This is a genomic window from Metabacillus sp. SLBN-84 (assembly GCF_053629595.1).
This window is the reverse complement of the sequence record NZ_JBRJIP010000001.1, coordinates 2,756,877-2,774,087: the sequence shown is the minus strand read 5'-3', so window position 1 is coordinate 2,774,087 and position 17,211 is coordinate 2,756,877. Positions and strand designations below refer to the sequence as shown.

Below are 17,211 nucleotides of genomic sequence, written 5' to 3'. Positions count from 1 at the left end.
GACCAACTACTGTTCTCCGGCCGGTTCTTCATCCGGCCGTCTGCTTACAATGACGTAAGCGGATGAAATGCAGATAAAGCCAAGAATCCAGCCAATGAGCGAGCTGTAATAAAACCAATCTGTTAATTGAATAAAGATAAATGGCGAAGCAAAACCGGCAAGGCATAAAAGTAGGACTATTCTGCGTTTCATCCATTTCAGCAATGCGAACATCTCCTTAACTGGGTAAGAACAGACTCCACCATTCATTATACATAAAATCATATGCTGTGAAAAATGTGTATCGCCATTTGGAAGGTCTAACCCTTATAGAAAGAAAAATCCGAGTGAAATGATGACACCGCTGATAAGAAGCACAAAAACGCAGTAGCCCATAATGTCTTTTGCTTTTAAACCTGCTATGGCAAGGGCAGGAAGTGCCCAGAATGGCTGAATCATATTCGTCCATGCATCACCCCAGGCAACGGCCATCGCGGTCTTTGGCATCGATACATCGAGTGTTTTTGCAGCTTCAATCATAACAGGTGCCTGAACCGCCCATTGTCCGCCGCCTGATGGAACAAAGATATTGACAAGTCCGGCGCTCCAGAAGGCAAGGACCGGGAACGTCTGCTGATTTGAAATAGATACGAAGCCTTCTGAAATGACCGCAGCGAGTCCTGATGTGACCATCATCCCCATTATGCCTGCATAAAAAGGAAACTGAATGATAATTCCCGAAGTGCCTTTAATGGCTTCTGCCACAGCATTCAGGAAATTCCTCGGAGTACCGTGGAACAAGATGCCTAAAAATAAAAACATGAAATTTACTACATCCAGGTTCAGCAGAAATCCATTCTTCATAAAATAAGAAATAAGGTAGATCAGGCCCATTATCCCAATGACCATTGAAATGATTTTGCTGTTTTCAGCCTTTTCAGCCGGAGTGTGAGACGCAAACTCAAGCGAAGCAGCTTCAGAGCCTGTCTCATTCAAAAGAGCAGGATCAATTGATATGGTCTCCTCTTTTACCGGCATCATCATTCTGTTAACAAGCGGAAGCGCGATAAACAACACTGCAACAATGATTAGGTTGAATGGGGCAAAAATGGTTTCGGATGTCGGAATCAGCCCAATCAGATCCTGTGCAAAATGGCCATCTGTTGCAATCGTCAGCGGAACTGAACCTGATATTCCCCCATGCCAAATAACAAATCCGCTGTATGCGCTCGCTATCAGCAGACGATAGTCAACATTTGTTACTTTTTTCGCAAGTTCCTTTGCAAAAAGTGCTCCGATGACAAGTCCGAAACCCCAGTTGATAAAGCTCGCGATCATAGAGACCGCCGTTACATAAACGATCGCCTGACCGGGTGTTTTTGCAGCGGAAGCCATTGCGCTGAGCCCCTTTTTAAAAAGCGGGCTGCTTGCAAGTACATGCCCTGTTACAAGAACGAGTACCATCTGCATCGCAAAACTGAGCAGGCCCCAAAATCCGCCTCCCCAGAACTCCACCATTTGAAGAGGAGTGGACGGCGTAAAGATAAGGCCAAGGGCGAAAACGGCAAGAGTTAGAATAATGACGAATAAATACGGATCGGGCAAGTAGCGCTGCATAAGCCTGTTCGACAGCGAAATGACTGCTTTCATTCTCTTCCCTCCATTTTTTGTACTTGTGTGCACTAAAATGTATTCGCTTTCAATGTGAAATCTCCTTTTTTACACCAGATTCTATGATGAGGTTTTAAAATGATGATAAACTAGTAATAGACCATGTGAACTGACTCGAAATGAGTAATCAAATGTCATATTTACACAATATAGTAAATAGTGTAATATTACACTATCAACACGAAATTGCCGTAATATTTGAGAACTTGTAAAAGGAAGGTGCATAAAAGATGAACAGACTTATCCCGCTTGGCTATGCAGCATCAATTGTTTTTATTCTCTCGGGCATTATCTTTTTCTTTGCGTCAAATTGGGGAGGATTTGAACGAACTGAAAAGACCGCCCTTGCAGCAGGTATTATGATTTTATTTTATGGGGCGAGCTTTCTTTTTGGAAAATGGATGAAAAGATCGGAATTGACCAGATGGCTGCTGGTTGGCGGAGCGGTGTCCTTTGGAGCTGCCGTTGCTTTGATCGGGCAGATTTACAATTCACATGCAGACAGTTATCTCCTGTTTGTCATATGGCTGATTCCATCCCTGCTGCTTGCTGTTATTACCCGCTATCAGCCTTTTGCTATATTATCCTACGTGCTGTTTATGCTTTCGTACTGGTTTTATCTCTATCCGTCAAGCATCTTTCTTTACCGGACGGAATTCGAGCAGCTCCTCATCTATCTTGGAATCGTGCTGTTAAATGGAGTGGTCTTTTTTCTTGCGAGGTCACTGGGGCTGAAGGTGCTTGAATATTGTGCGTTTGCTGTCGTTCACCTCTTTTTGATCATCATGTCGTTTTACTATGTTTTTGAAACCTACAGCCTCTGGATGAATGGCCTGTTCCTTGCCGTTCTTCTGTTCAGCTATTTTTCATTCATGAAAAAAGCGGGGCATCAGGCCTTGACGTTTATTGGCTTCACGATGGCGGGCATCTATGTTCTTTCAAAATATATAGAGATGAGCATCCGGCTGTCAGATCAGCTTGGAGGACTCAGCTTTTATTTCTTCACCATTCTTCTGGCTCTTCTCTTTTTAGGTGCCGGAATCTTTGCAGCAGTTAAAGCAGCTAAACAGGCATCAAGTGATTCGGCAGCGTATAAAGTGTCTAAAAATATTCTGATTGTGATTATCACGTTCACATCTTCCATTTTGCTGTCATCAAGCTTGGCCGGCCTGCTTTATCTGATATTTGAGTCCTCATATGCTTTGGCAATCGTGAGTATGGTGTTTCTGATTTTGGCTGCAGTCCTGAAAACAGTAAATCCTGCAGCAAGGTATACGCTTTTCATTACAGGATTTTTATCAGCTCTTGGGGTCATCACCATCATGGATACAGCGGCTGTTTATCTTTTTCTAATAGCGGGAGCAGTCATCCTCCTGATTGAAAGAGAAGGTTTCCTTCAATTTCTCTCTTATTCATTCGTGCTCGCTTTATTGCTTAACCTGTTTTCCGTGCATTTTGAGTGGACTGATCATTTCAGAGTGATTCTTGCAGCCATGTCACTCATTCAATTTGCCCTTTTGCTGGTTCCGTTCAAGCCTCTGCGAAAGCTTGACAGTGTATTTCTGACATATGGTTTTCTGCTGTTGTATCCTGCAGCGTTCTGGGGTACGGACTGGCGGGAAACACTTGTCTATCAGATTTTGTATTTTGGACTGAATCTTGCAGCACTGGTCATTTATCAGCAAAAGGAGGAAGTGTTTAAGAGAAATGCAGCCTGGGTGTTTTTTATTCTGTTTTTAACAGGCTTATATTATGACTTTGCCTGGAAGCTGCTGCATAAATCGGTCACGTTCCTGATTATTGGCGTGGTGCTGTTTGCAGCTGCCCGTTACTTTGACCGGGAAAATAGAGCAGGGGAATCTGCCTTTTCAAAAAAGAGATGGGCGATGATTGCAGCTGTTGTTCTTCTGCAGCTGGGATTCACGGGTTATCAGTCTATTACCAATGAGACTGCTTTAAAAGAAGGAACGTCTGTCATTCTTCAGCTCGAACCGCTGGATCCGAGATCTGTGCTGCAGGGAGATTATGTACAGCTTAGATATGAAGCCGGCCGTTTTGAAGCAGATGAAACCATCAAAAGCGGCACGGTTGTCACTGTTAAAGTGAAGAAGGACAGTACCGGGGTTTTTAGACAGGAAGGAGAGCCTGTCATTGGAAGGGCGGCCGACATGGGAGAGCCTGAACATGACACCGTCTATCTCACCGGGAAATACAATGGCTATGACAGTGTGCATTTCGGCATTGAATCGTTTTTTGTGGAAGAAGGTACCGGGCTTGAGCTTGAACGCTCGGCGAAGTATGCAAAAGTCATTGTATCCCGCGCAGGAAATGCTTTATTGACGGATGTTAAAAAGGATCTTTCTTCATTAAAATAGAAACATCCATCCAGGCTGCCTGGATGGATGTTTTCTGTTTCTCATTAAGGAAATTATAAAGAGTAAAAGGTTGAGGATAATAGTACAAAGTTATCCTCGGCAAGCGGAAGCGCCTAGATCCTCTGTCAGAACAAATCTGTCAAAAAAGTCAAGCCCGGACTTTTCTGACAGATTCTTATCTGCCTATCGGATCTGACCAAGGCGCTTCCGCTTTAGAGATGTTAATTCGTTTCGTTGGCCAGTTTCACAAGCATGTGTGCAAGGTAATGTCTTTCTTCATCATTTCCGACTTTCCAAAGCTGATGGAGAAGATATTCTTCGCTGTTTTTAGGTTCTACGTTATTGGCAAGGTAACCGGCTACTTTTTCAGCGCCTTTGGCCAGCATCTCATCACTCAGTCCGAGGCGTTTCCCGGCTTCAACTTTATCCCCTAAGTACGATTTAAACTCTTCAAAGTCTCTCAGGATCGCGTCCATTTTTTCATTGTTCATAGAATCCAGCTTATTCTCAATCTTTTCAGTTTGAATTGACTCGTCTTTTACTTGATGATTTGACATGTTTCTTGCACCTCCTGGTAAAGTTACTTGTTACATTCCCTGATCTCAGAGAGGTAAACCTTGGGAATGTGCAAAAGTGCGGAAGAATTCTTTTTTTATAGGATTAATCATAGGTTCTTCCTTTCCAGGTATAGCCGGTTTTTTTAATAGAAGCAAACATGGACGCATAAAGGAGCAGCAGGAAGGCTGCTGCCGAAAACGGAATGGAAGGGGACAAAGCCAGTCTCTGCCTGCTGCGCAAGTCGATGTATGCTTTTTGGAGTACGATAAGCAGGTAGGGGACAAAAAGATGCAGGTTCATTTTCCCCTGAATCAGTTCTGTAATTCCATAGAGTGCTAGAAAAAAAGGAAACAGGTAGACTGCTCCGTAAAACAGCGAAAAGAGTATGACAATCACAATCGATCGCCCAAACCCCGGAAAAATGTTTTTTTTGAATCCTTCCCAAACAGCTTTATTGCTGTCATACATATAACAGGTGACATATTCCGTGACATTCGCAAGGACTGCGCGATATCCGTTTTGTTTCGTGATTTTTGCAAGAGCCACATCATCTACTATGGCGTCTTTAACCGCCTGATGTCCTCCAAACTTGAGGTATGCGTTTTTTTCAAACATGATAAAGGCACCGTGTGCAGCGGATGCAGCTGCCATAGACGTGTGATTGGCAAGGTAAAGCGGAAGTTGAAAATAGATTAAGAGATGCTGCATGGGCACAAGCCATTTTTCGAGAATCGTTTTGACCGGAAAGCGGGGAAAACCGGAAAGCATGGATGCTTTTTTTTGTTTCATTAAGGCGAGTGAACTTTCGATCGTATGTTTATGAACGCGTACATCTGCATCAAGAAATAAATAATAGTCGCCTGATGCCATTTTGCTCAGCTGGTGACAGGCAAATACTTTGCCTGCCCATCCATCAGGCAGGTCTGAACCTGTCACAATCCTGAACCGGCTGTCATTTTCGGTTGCATCCGTCAACATTTCTTTTGTCCGGTCAGTCGACTGATCATCGAGCATGATGATTTCAAGGTTTGGATAGGACAGGCCCTTAAGGGATGCGGCGAGATCTCCTGCATTTTTTTCCTCATTCCGGAGGGGAATTAAGATTGAGACTAAAGGTGTGGCGCCGGTCGACCCTTTTTTTAAAGACGGCATGAAAAGAGAATTAAGTATGGTCCAGGCGAGAAGACAGGCAAGGAAAATCTCAAACATAAGAAGCATGTAAACACATCCTTTTATACATATATACAATAAGGGCAAAAGGCAAAAGAAGGATGAAGCTCAGTGCTTATCCTTCTTTGCATCTTCAGGAAATTTCTTTGTCTTGATTGATTTGAGGCTTTTTGCTTTCGTGTTCTGCTATCAGGTCTGCGGTCAGCTGTCCGGAAAGGGTGACCATCGGCACTCCGCCGCCCGGATGGGTGGAACCTCCGACAAAATACAGATTTTCAAGCAGCGTGCTTTTGCTCGGGATTTTAAACCCTCCGTTTTTCTTCCGGTCTGTAGCAACTCCGTAAATCGAGCCGCCGTTTGCGCCGTATAAACTTTGAAGATCGTTCGGCGTAAACGTATATTCAAATTCAATGTGCTCTCTTAACCCTGTCATCCCCATGCGTTCCAGCTTATCAAGGATTTGTGCCCGGTACGTTTCTTTTCTGAATTCAAAGTTTTCTCCTTCCTTCAAAGGAGGCACATGAGTAAGGACAAACAAGTTTTCTTTTCCGGCTGGAGCCTGAGTCGGATCAGATTTTGACGAGATGCCGACATAAACCGTCGGGTCATCTGCAAGCTTGCCTTCATTAAAAATCTGATGAAATTCTTTTTCCGGATCTTCCGAGAAAAAGAAATTATGATGGGCCAGATTTTCGTACGTCCGGTCTACTCCAAGAAGCATGACAAGGCCTGATACGGTAGGCTCATATTTTTGGAGATCTGACGCCTTCTGGCTGCTGCCGGCTTTATCTTTAAGAAGCGTATTGTAGGCAGGAATGGCTTCAAGATTGGATACGACAATGTCGGCATGAAGGATTCTGCCATCTGAAAGTTCGACGCCGGCTGCTCTTGAGCCTTCAGTGACAATCCGCTCTGCCTTAGTATTCAGGAGAATGTCAGCACCGAGTTCATGCAGCAGCTTGTTCATGGCCAGTGCAATGTTGTACATGCCGCCTTCGACGTAATAGACGCCAAGCCCGAGCTGGACATGAGTCAGCTGCGAAAGAACGGCAGGGGCATGGTAAGGCGAAGAGCCTATGTACATAATCAGAAAATTAAACAGCTGTCTGATTTTCTTGTTTTTAAAATGCTTGCGTGTGACGCCGTCCATTGATTTCAGCGGTTCCATCAGCAGCAGTTCTTTTACGCTGTGAAGAGAGCGGAGGTCATTCAGGCCGGATAAGCTTTTGCTGTAAAAGCTCTTCATGCTGTATTCATACATTTTACTGCAATACTGCAGGTAATCAAAGAATTCGTTTGCATCTTCTTCGGAAACTTTTTTCAGTTCCTCAAGCATCACCGGCAAATCGCTTGTTAAATCAATCGTTGTCCCGTCTTCATAGAATGTTCTCCAGCCCGGCTCAATCCTTTTAATTGTCAGGTAATCTGATAGATTCCGCCCGGCGCTTTTAAATAATTTTTCAAGCACCCAGGGCATTGTCAAAATAGACGGGCCTGTATCAAAGGTATAGCCGAGTCCGCCGCGCATGTTCAGTTTGCCGCCGACACGCTCTCCTTTCTCCACCACTGTGACATGATAGCCGTCTGAACGGAGCCTGATTGCCGCTGACAGCCCGCCAAGCCCGCCGCCGATAATGACTGCTTTCTTATTCATCGAAAACCCTCCTTATGAAATTCTTCTAATTTGACTAAACTAATGACCAGTCTTTACAGACATCCATTCTGCCCTGAAAAGCTCGTTTTAAACCAGTTTGCCAGGAGAATGGGCAGCTGTCCGCATGGAGGCGGGACGGATCATTCCATTATGAAAGTGTGATGTGTATGTTTACGATGACAGCCGGTATAGCTGCCGGCCTTTACCTTCTATACAGAATTCAGACTCTTGAGAAGCAAAAAGGAGATAAAGATTCTCTAAGCAGGCTTTCTATTATTATTCCTGCAAGAAATGAAGAACAGAATATCGGCAGACTGCTGCATTCGCTGAAAGGCCAATATCCAGCCGAAATCCTTGTTGTGGATGATGGTTCAGAAGACAAAACAGCAGAAATTGCGTCTGCTTGCGGAGCAGAAGTCATGCACGCGGAGGAACCTCCAGAAGGATGGCTCGGAAAATCATGGGCATGCTTTTCGGGGGCAAAGAAAGCTAAAGGAGAGTGGCTCATGTTCCTTGATGCAGATACTTTTTTTGAGGAGTTCGGCGCGGGAAAAACGGCCGCTGCATTTCTTGATCAGGGAGCTTCCGGAATTCTGTCCGTTCACCCGTATCACAACATTCAAAAGCCATACGAATCACTTTCTGCTTTTTTCCACTTGGCAGCTTTTTCTGCTATGGGTGCTTTTCGTTTCCTTCAGAGAAAAGGTGTTTCATACGGTGCGTTTGGACAGTGCATGATCTGTACAAAACAAGATTATTTTAAATGGGGCGGTCACGGCACCATTAAAGACAAGGTCGCTGAAAATATGGAATTTGCCGTCCGTGTAAGCCGGACAGGAGAACCTGTCCGCTGCCTGAGCGGAAAAGGCGCTCTTTCAATGAGAATGTATCCAGACGGGGCCGCATCTCTTATTGCGGGCTTTTCAAAAACATTTGCAAGCGGAGCGAAGGCAACGGATTGGAAGGTTCTGCTTCCATTTGTGCTCTGGGTGGCCGGATGTTTATCCTTTTTGACTGAGTTCCCTATGGGTGAGTGGCGGGAGGTGTATGCTCTTCTTTATGCTGCCGCTGTTCTGCATATTTGGATAACGGTAAGAAAAATTGGCTCTTTCGGCATTATCACCGCTCTGTTCTTTCCTTTTCATGCAGGTTTTTTCATGCTTGTTTTCATCACGTCATTTTGGCGGACCTTCATCAGCAAATCAGCATCCTGGAAAGGGAGAAAAATTATTGTAAAGGAGGATGCTAAGTGAGCTTGCTTACAGGTGCAGAGTCACTATTCGTGAATATAGCAGCATGGGTGGGCATCCACCTTTCTGTTTCTTTGCTGACAAGCAAAATGGACAGCTGCCAGGTTTGCCGGTTTAACTGGATGTGGAATGAAAAAACCGTTGAGAAAAGCGGCAGACTTTATGAACGGCTGATGATTAAAAAATGGAAAGACAGAATGCCTGAAGCTGGAGGTTTGTTTCCGGGCGGTTTTTCAAAAAAACACCTGCATGCGGCAAATGACATGGAACGCTTCGTCCTAGAAACAAAAAGGGGAGAGCTGTCCCACTGGATGCAGCTGATTGCCTTTGTACTGTTTTTTATTTGGAACACTCCTGCTGCAGGTCTTATCAATGGACTGTATGCTGCCTGCTTCAATTTGCCGTTTATCATGATTCAGCGGTACAACAGGATCCGTCTAAACCGGGCTTTATCTAAAAGAAAGACAAAAAAAGTTCATACTCCGGAAGCGAAAGTCAAACCGCCTTCTTTAAGTTCTGATAAAATTGGCGTATGATAGAGAAGAGATGTTTAGATGAAGGAGAGAGTGCGGATGAAGAAAGAAAGACTCCAAAAACTCGGCGATTGGCTTAACGAGCAGAATACAGATGCTGCGTTTATATCGTCAACAGAAAATGTTTTTTACTTGACAAATTTTTACACTGATCCTCATGAGCGGTTAATGGGGTTATTTGTATTTAAAGAGGCCGAACCGTTTTTCATTTGTCCCGGCATGGAAGTCTCCCAGGCGAGAGACGCAGGTTTTGAAGGTGAAATCATCGGATATGCCGATCATGAAGATCCATGGGAAAAAGTGAAAACGGCCATACATAAAAGAGGCCGTCAGAACATGAAGCAGGCAGCCGTTGAAAAAGAGCTGCTTCCTTTTTCCAGAGCAGAAGAAATTCAGAAGATTCTTCCGGATGCAGCCTTAGTATCAGCTGAAGAGATTATGAATGAGCTTCGTCTTGTAAAGGATGAAACGGAGCTTGCCATTTTGAAGCAGGCAGCAGAACTTGCCGACTACGGTGTTGAAGTCGGTGTTCAGTCCTTAAAAGAAGGCGTTTCTGAAATGGACGTACTTGCTAAAATCGAATATGAACTAAAGCGGAAAGGAATCCGCGAAATGTCCTTTTCAACGATGGTTCTCTTCGGGCAAAAATCAGGCCAGCCTCATGGAAATCCTGGACTTGCCCCTTTAAAAGACGGAGATTTTGTACTGTTTGATATGGGGGTTGTTCTTGATGGGTATTGCTCGGATATTACAAGGACACTAGCTTACAAATCTGTCAGCAGCGAGCAGAGAAACATTTATCAGACCGTTCTTGACGCCCAGCTGCAGGCGCTTGATGCAAGCAGACCCGGCACCAGAATCGGAGATCTCGACCAGATTGCACGTGATGTGATTACAAATGCCGGCTACGGCGAATATTTCCCTCACCGACTGGGCCATGGGCTTGGCATCAGCGTTCATGAGTACCCGTCTATTAGCCATACAAATAACGGCGTGCTTAAAGAGGGGATGGTCTATACGATCGAACCGGGCATCTATGTTCCTGAAATCGGCGGAGTCCGTATAGAAGATGATGTCTGCATTACAAAAGACGGCCATGAAACGCTCACAAAATTCCCAAAAGACCTGCAAATTATTTCGTAAGAGCCGTAAACCGCACTGCATGTGCGGTTTATTTTTGCCTTTTGAAGGAACGATTTGAATTTTATTAAAGGGGAAGAACGAAATGAAAAAATGGATTGCACTCCTGCTCGGAGCCATGCTCTCAGCAGGCTGCTCGGATGAGGCGGCAGAGCAGCCCAAAACCGGGCAGCCTGCTGTTATGCAGGATGAAAAAGAAGAAGTAACAGAAGACGCCGCTGCACCTGCAGTACAGGAAGAAAAACGGCAGGATACACAAGAAAGCAGTTCTGAAGGGTTTATTGAAGCCGAAGTTGTAAAAGTGATTGACGGAGACACGGTAAAAGTAACGGCAGAAGGAAGAGAAGAAACGCTTCGTCTCCTGCTGGTCGACACACCTGAGACCGTTCATCCGAACAAACCGGTTCAGCCGTTTGGCCCTGAAGCCAGCCGCTTTGCCAAAGACACGCTCTCAGGAAAAAAAGTTGAGCTTGAACTCGATGTTGGCGAGAGAGACAAGTACGGCCGTCTCCTTGTTTATCTCCATGTAGACGGAAAGATGTTTAATGAAATGCTGATTGAAAAAGGCCTGGCAAGAGTCGGATATGTGTATGCTCCGAACACAAAACATGTAGACCGGTTTTATGAGCTGCAAAAGCAGGCTCAGCAAAGCGAAATCGGAATATGGAGCATTGAAAACTATGCAGCTGAAGACGAGGGGTTCAGGGAAATCCAAGAAAAAGAGGAAGTTCCTGCAGAAAGCAAGAACGAGTCATGCGATATTAAAGGGAACGTTTCTTCCTCAGGAGAGAAAAAATCTATCATCTGCCGGACGGGCAGTATTATGACGTAACGGATGAAGAGGAGCTGTTCTGTTCTGAAAAAGAAGCCGTTCAGGCAGGATACAGAGCGTCAAAAAGGTAAGCAGCGGGAGGTGATTCCGCTGCTTTTTTCAGTCCTCTCATCCCGCTAATATCATTGGAATTACCGGTTTTGCACTTGGCTTTCCTATAAGGTAGCCCTGTATAAAATCAATCCCTTTCTCTCTAAGAAAAGCAAACTCTTCTTCCGTTTCAACACCTTCGCCAAGCACCTGAATGCCGAGCTTCTTGCCGATGGCTATGACGTTTGAAACGAAAGCCTGTTTTTCTGTATCGCTGTGGCAGTTCGTAATATAATGTCTGTCAATTTTCACATAGTCAGGCTGCAGCTCATGAAGCATATCAAGGGTGGCGTATCCTGCCCCTAAATCATCGAGAGCCACCTTCATTCCATTCTCCCTGTAAACGTTAAGCACTTTTTTTAAATGAACAACATCCTCTATTTTTTCCGTTTCAACGACTTCAAAGACTAGATCCTGCGGTGAAACCCCGTATTTCTTTACGATATCAAAGGTATGCTTCAGACAATACTCCGGATTATAGATGGTGGAAGGCAGAAAGTTAATAAAGCTTTTAATGCCTGCAGGAATATGAGTTGCCTTCGCTTTAATCGCCGCTTCCCTTGCCTTTTTATCAAGGACTGACTGCATATTCGTTTCGACGGCTGTTTGAAAGAGCCTGTATGGAGAGATTTCCTGATTCATTGCACGGAGCAATGATTCATATCCGTAAAGGCTGCCGCTTTGTGCATGGATGATAGGCTGGAGATGGCTGACAAATGTTCCGTTTTGTATAAGATGGACAGTCTCCTCGTTCATAATGTGGGCACAGACTAACTGGAGATCATGGAAGGATGTCTTTTCTTCAGCCATGCCTGTATGAATGGCTGCAACCCATGGTTTGTCTGCAAAAAAAGAAGCTAAAGGCAGGATTTTCTCTTTGAGTTCATCTTTCGTTGAATAGGCAAGCTCGAATCTTCCGTCACCTTTGATCGTAAAACCGGAGGATTCCAGGAAGCTCGTATAGACTGAGTCTGTATTTTTGATAGTTAAGAAACCAGCCGGGCTGATTGGAAAAGACTGATAACAAAACGAACACGCATGCATGAACAAATCCCCTTTTTTCATAATAAATCCATTATACCAAAATACTAGAATGATATGAATAATAAGACCTATGAAAATAGACTTATTTGAAGATTAAACATTTCCTTTCTGCCTCCGATAGTAAACGTAGATAAAGAATAAAGGGGTTAAACATATGAAAAAAGCGGTTATGTTCTGGAGAAATATCAAAATCGGCTGGAAGTTCAGCTTTTCTGTTATGATGTGCATTCTTCTCTTTGCGATCTCAATGATGGTAACGTTTGCACAGCTGAGCAGAGTGGACGAACATATATCAGAAATGGACAAATTGAGCACAAGTGCAAGCACAATCACTGAGATGGGTTCGATTTTCCGGTCGATGGATATTGCCATTGCTGATTACATCATTAATCCCACAGACGAAAACAAAGAAAACTATCTTGATAAGAGAAAGAAATTGCTGGATGCAGGAGACAAAAGCAAGAAAGAATTCAATGATCCTGAAGAAACAGCGTTATACTTGAAGATGATTCAAAATGACAAAATGTTGAATGATCTCTTTTACATAACGGTTATGCCTGCAGTCGAACAGAACAATGCGCAGACATTAAGCCAGGCTAGAGAAAGAGCGAATGTACTCAGAGATGAGACCATTGCAGCCCTTTATGAGCTCCGGGACTTGAAAAACAAAGAAAGAACAGATGCGGCTGAGGATTCCCGCAGCAGCATGGAACAGATTGCTTTCACTTTGCTTGGAGCCCTTGTTGTTTCTATTGTTCTATCAGGAGCGATTACGTTCGTCGTTCAAAGAATGATTATCAGGCATTTTAACCGTGTCATCCGCTTCTCACATGAGATTTCAGCCGGGAATCTTGCTGCTCCAGACCTTGAATATGGTGGGCGGGATGAAATCGGGCAGCTGACCGCTTCCCAAAATGAGCTGAAAACAAAGATGAACAACATGGTACGCCAAATTAAAAAAGCATCTGAAGAGCTGCAAGTGCGAAGCGGCCAATTAAACAGAGCTTCCGTCGAAGTCAATGAAGGAAGCAGTCATGTATCTGCAACGATGCAGGAGCTTGCTGCAGGTTCATCTGCGCAGTCCCATGCTTCATCAGACATCGCATCTCAAATGGATGACTTCTCAAGGCAGCTCGAAAAAGCGAATGAAGAAGGCGCCTTTATGAGAAAGTCATCACATGAAGTGATGCATTTAGTTTCACAGGGATCTGTACAGATGAATTCATCTTCTGCCAGAATGAATGACATCATGGGTGTGATGAATACATCTGCAGCAGAAGTCATGAATCTGGATGATAAAACAAAAGAAATTGCTGCGCTTGTTACGGTCATTGAACAAATTGCCGAACAGACAAATCTTTTATCTCTCAATGCTGCAATTGAAGCTGCGAGAGTAGGAGAGCACGGCAAGGGATTTGCCGTTGTTGCGGATGAAGTAAGGAAACTCGCTGTTGGGGTATCGGCTTCTGTATCCGATATTACAAGGATTGTTGAAGACTTCAAAAACGTTTCTAAAAATGTGGCAGCCACGTTAAACAGCGGACAGCTCCGTGTGAAAGATTCTGCTTCCTCTATTAAGCAAACAGGTGAATCATTTGAGATGATCACCAAATCGATCCGAAAGCTTGATGAAAAGATAGCCAATGTAGACGATTACATGAAAACAATTGCAAGCGGGATGGTGCTGGTCAACAGGGCGGCAGAAGAAGTTGCTGCTGTGTCTGAGGAGTCAGCGGCAGGGATTGAAGAAGTTTCCGCTTCTGTGCACCAGTCTTCTGAAAACATAAGAGAGGTGGCAGCCTCCTCCGACCGTCTGAAAGCTCTGTCTGACGAACTCTCCCAGCTCGTTGGAGAATTTCAAGTATGAGCACAAAACCTGATCATAATTGGTCAGGTTTTTTTATGCTTAAGAGCGTATCAGGAAAAAATTTCCCTTCATCCAAACCGGAACCTTATCCGTTAACTTTTCAGGGAAAACATATTCCTGCTTGAATCCGCGTCAGGTTAATAGCATCATGAAGAGAGGATTACCTTAAAAGGAGGATTATATGAAGCCATTTATACTGTTTTTAATTTTGTTGACAGCGGCAGCCGGTTGCTCCCAATCGTCTGCTCCAAATAAAAATCGGGAGGCACTGGATCTATCGTGGGAAGAGATTGAAAAAGAGGCAGATGGAACGACAGTCCGAATGTTTATGTGGGGCGGTGACGAGGGAATTAATCAGTACATTGACGACTGGGCTGCGCCAATACTTAAAGAGCAATATGGACTGAACCTTGAACGGGTTCCGATGGACGCCCCTGAATTTCTTCAAAAGCTCCTGAACGAGAAAAAGGCCGGAGAAACCAAAGGTTCAACAGATATTATCTGGATTAACGGAGAAAACTTTAAAAACGCCAAAAACAGTGAACTTCTTTACGGGCCATTTACAGAAAAGCTTCCGAATTTCAAAAAACATATCAACGGGGATGCCCTTGATATTCAGTATGATTTCGGAGAAAAAACAGAAGGTCTTGAAGCACCGTGGGGCAAGGTGCAGTTTGTTTTTCACTATGACGGGGCGAAGGTGAAGAATCCCCCGGCATCGCTTGAGGAACTTAAACAATGGGCAGAGGAAAATCCCGGAAAATTCACCTACCCCGATGCTAATGACTTCACGGGAAATGCTTTTTTAAGGCATGTTTTCTATGAGTCGGGAGGAGGAGCAGACCGCTTTCTGAAAGAAGGTTTTGATGAAGAACTTGCAGCCTCATCAAGCTCTGATATGTGGACCTATCTGAATGATCTAAAACCATCTCTCTGGAAAAAAGGATCTGCCTACCCGAATTCGCTGACAGAGCTTGACAGACTGTACAGCAGCGGGGAAGTGTGGATGACAATGGGCTATAACGAAGCAAGAGCGGAAAGTTTAATCGAAAAAGGAATTTTCCCTGAAACGACCAAATCGTTCGTGCTTGATTCCGGATCACTCGGAAACACTCATTTTCTGGGTATCCCTTTCAACACTCAGAACCCGGAAGGCGCTATGACGGCCATCAACTTCTTCATGTCTCCTGAAGCTCAGCTTGCGAAGCATGACAGCACATATTGGGGAGAGGGAATGGCAGTTGATCCGGAAACATTTAATGAGGAGCAAAAGAAGCAGCTTAAAGAAATTGAGAGGGGACAGTCAGTGCTCCCTCAGGATGTCCTCCAAAAAGCGCTTGTTCCTGAAGTGGATGCACAATACGTGAACTGGTTAAAGGAGAATTGGCTGAATGAAGTGGCAGGAAAGAAATAGGCTGAAGCCTGCCGTCCCCTCAGTCCTGTTTACCTTAGTAATGGTTTTTGCAGGACTGTGGCTTGCTGCGGCTGAGAGCTTAACGGCGCCTGATGGAGCGAAAAGCCTGTCAGCGTATCACGATCTTTTTACTAATGAGCCTTTCAGGGATTCATTAGTTTACAGTTTGAAAATCACCCTGCTGTCGGCAGTCATTTCTATTTTTGCAGGTTTATTGATTATCAGGTCTGTCTATCCGCTTTTGAAAAATAGATATCTTAAGCTTGCTGCATGGATTCCAATGCTTTTCCCCCATTTTGTGTGGGGGTACATGCTGTTTTTGCTGTTATCACAAAACGGCTGGATTTCGTCCATTTCAGTTGAACTGGGACTGATCTCCTCATCAGGCGCTTTTCCTGATCTGATGAAAGATTCAGAAGGGACCGGCATTATTCTCACATATGTATGGAAAGAGATTCCGTTCGTTCTTCTCATCCTTCTTCCTGTCTATCTGCAGCTGAATACGGGACGCAAAGATGCTGTGTATACTCTCGGAGGTAATGAATGGGATGCTTTTAAGCTGGTGGAGTGGCCGGTGCTCATCCCCAGTCTGATCGAAATCTTTATTCTTTTGTTTTCCTTTATTTTTGCAGCCTACGAAGTGCCTGCTCTGCTTGGGACTACTTACCCGAAAATGGTTTCTGTTTTAACTTATGAGTGGTTTTATTCGGGAGACTGGAGCAGAAGACCGGCTGCATTTGCTGTTATGATTTTCTCAACTGCTGTCATTCTTGCAGTTCTTGCAGCTGTTTATCTCCTATTGAATAAGCAAAGAGAGAGAATAACGAAGTCCAGTACGGTGGAAAGCATGCCTCATGGGAATGGGTCCCGTACTGTGATGGCCGTTTTGCTGATTCTGTTCACAGCCCCGGTCGTATTCGTTATAGCGAAAAGTATGACATCGGGATGGACCGGACTGCTTCCGGAAACTTTTTCAGGAAGAGGATACGCTTTATTGATGAAAGAGCCAAAACTAGCAGAAGCTTTGTCTCAGTCCATCACGATTGCCGTTTGTGTGATTGTGCTTAACCTGCTGCTTGGCATACCTGCTGCCCAGGTTCTTGCCCAATATTCTTTTAAATGGAAATCAGCAGTTGAAACGCTGCTGCTTACACCTGTCATTGTGCCGGTTCTGGCGATCGCAATGGGACTTCATACAGTGTTTATCCAGGCAGGCTTGGCCGGGTCGCTTTCAGGTGTTGTCCTGATCCACCTGCTCCCGACTCTGCCCTACACCATCAAAGTGATGCGTTCAGGATTTGAAAGAGCGGGAGTTTTGTCGGGCGAACAGGCAGCTTTGCTTGGAGCCGGCAGGTTTAAAGTGTTTTACACCATTTATTTTCCTCAGCTGATCCCGTCAATACGAAGCGTTATTTTTCTGGCATCAACGATCTCCCTAAGCCAGTATTTGCTAACAGCTCTGATAGGAGGGGGAAATGTACTTACACTTGCAGGTCTGTATTTTCCTTACTTCAGCAGTGCAGATGACACGGTGATCGCGAGTTTTTCCATGCTGTTTGCCATCCTTCCAATTGGAATCTGGCTTTTGTTTGAAGGGCTGCTTCGCTTAGTAACTCCATATCAGAAAAGGTGAT

Annotated in this window: 13 protein-coding genes and 1 pseudogene; 8 read left to right on the top strand and 6 right to left on the bottom strand. The window is 44.5% G+C overall.

From position 1 onward, the window contains the following. Positions 1-6: 6 nt before the first annotated feature. Positions 7-204 (bottom strand): hypothetical protein, encoded by a 198-nt coding sequence (locus RKD52_RS14165; protein ID WP_051827047.1) that lies wholly within the window; start codon positions 202-204, stop codon positions 7-9. Positions 205-306: 102 nt separating this feature from the next. Beyond that, positions 307-1,629 (bottom strand): short-chain fatty acid transporter, encoded by a 1,323-nt coding sequence (locus tag RKD52_RS14160; RefSeq protein WP_454100186.1) that lies wholly within the window; start codon positions 1,627-1,629, stop codon positions 307-309. Between the two features lie 251 nt (positions 1,630-1,880). On the opposite strand from RKD52_RS14160, the gene RKD52_RS14155 reads away from it, so the two are divergent. Beyond that, positions 1,881-4,025, top strand: coding sequence for a GDYXXLXY domain-containing protein (locus RKD52_RS14155; RefSeq protein WP_454100185.1), 2,145 nt, complete (start codon positions 1,881-1,883; stop codon positions 4,023-4,025). A 221-nt stretch (positions 4,026-4,246) separates the two neighbouring features. Here RKD52_RS14155 and RKD52_RS14150 read toward each other — a convergent pair whose 3' ends face one another. The 3 genes from RKD52_RS14150 to RKD52_RS14140 form a co-directional block, all read right to left on the bottom strand. After that, positions 4,247-4,582 (bottom strand): DUF3243 domain-containing protein, encoded by a 336-nt coding sequence (locus RKD52_RS14150; RefSeq protein WP_029281687.1) that lies wholly within the window; start codon positions 4,580-4,582, stop codon positions 4,247-4,249. A 103-nt stretch (positions 4,583-4,685) separates the two neighbouring features. Continuing rightward, the gene (locus RKD52_RS14145; protein WP_454100184.1) at positions 4,686-5,801 is read right to left on the bottom strand and encodes a glycosyltransferase; all 1,116 of its coding nucleotides are present in this window, start codon (positions 5,799-5,801) and stop codon (positions 4,686-4,688) included. Positions 5,802-5,886: 85 nt separating this feature from the next. Beyond that, positions 5,887-7,407: a phytoene desaturase family protein gene (locus RKD52_RS14140; RefSeq protein WP_454100183.1), complete on the bottom strand. Its 1,521-nt coding sequence runs from the start codon at positions 7,405-7,407 to the stop codon at positions 5,887-5,889. A 167-nt stretch (positions 7,408-7,574) separates the two neighbouring features. Here RKD52_RS14140 and RKD52_RS14135 point away from each other — a divergent pair, with 167 nt between their 5' ends. From RKD52_RS14135 to RKD52_RS14120, 4 genes and pseudogenes are all read left to right on the top strand, one after another. Beyond that, positions 7,575-8,660: a glycosyltransferase gene (locus RKD52_RS14135; RefSeq protein ID WP_454100182.1), complete on the top strand. Its 1,086-nt coding sequence runs from the start codon at positions 7,575-7,577 to the stop codon at positions 8,658-8,660. Continuing rightward, the gene (locus tag RKD52_RS14130; RefSeq protein WP_454100181.1) at positions 8,657-9,193 is read left to right on the top strand and encodes a glycosyl-4,4'-diaponeurosporenoate acyltransferase CrtO family protein; all 537 of its coding nucleotides are present in this window, start codon (positions 8,657-8,659) and stop codon (positions 9,191-9,193) included. Before RKD52_RS14135 ends, RKD52_RS14130 begins: the two co-directional genes overlap by 4 nt. Positions 9,194-9,229: 36 nt before the next feature. Further along, a complete protein-coding gene (locus RKD52_RS14125; RefSeq protein ID WP_454100180.1) occupies positions 9,230-10,333 on the top strand; it encodes a M24 family metallopeptidase in 1,104 nt (367 codons plus the stop codon). Positions 10,334-10,610: 277 nt separating this feature from the next. Next, positions 10,611-11,233, top strand: a pseudogene (locus RKD52_RS14120) (thermonuclease family protein). 37 nt (positions 11,234-11,270) lie between these two features. On the opposite strand, the gene RKD52_RS14115 reads toward RKD52_RS14120, so the two are convergent. Next, positions 11,271-12,296, bottom strand: a complete 1,026-nt coding sequence (locus tag RKD52_RS14115; protein WP_454100179.1) for an EAL domain-containing protein — start codon at positions 12,294-12,296, stop codon at positions 11,271-11,273. A gap of 154 nt (positions 12,297-12,450) precedes the next feature. Between RKD52_RS14115 and RKD52_RS14110 the strand changes: the two genes are divergently transcribed. From RKD52_RS14110 to RKD52_RS14100, 3 genes are all read left to right on the top strand, one after another. Continuing rightward, entirely contained in the window at positions 12,451-14,163 is a 1,713-nt protein-coding gene (locus RKD52_RS14110; RefSeq protein WP_454100178.1) for a methyl-accepting chemotaxis protein, read from the top strand. A gap of 181 nt (positions 14,164-14,344) precedes the next feature. Beyond that, positions 14,345-15,577 carry an ABC transporter substrate-binding protein gene (locus tag RKD52_RS14105; protein ID WP_454100177.1) on the top strand — a complete coding sequence of 411 codons (1,233 nt, stop codon included), beginning with the start codon at positions 14,345-14,347 and terminating at the stop codon, positions 15,575-15,577. After that, positions 15,555-17,210 carry an ABC transporter permease subunit gene (locus tag RKD52_RS14100; protein ID WP_454100176.1) on the top strand — a complete coding sequence of 552 codons (1,656 nt, stop codon included), beginning with the start codon at positions 15,555-15,557 and terminating at the stop codon, positions 17,208-17,210. Before RKD52_RS14105 ends, RKD52_RS14100 begins: the two co-directional genes overlap by 23 nt. The last annotated feature ends 1 nt before the right edge of the window (position 17,211 follow it).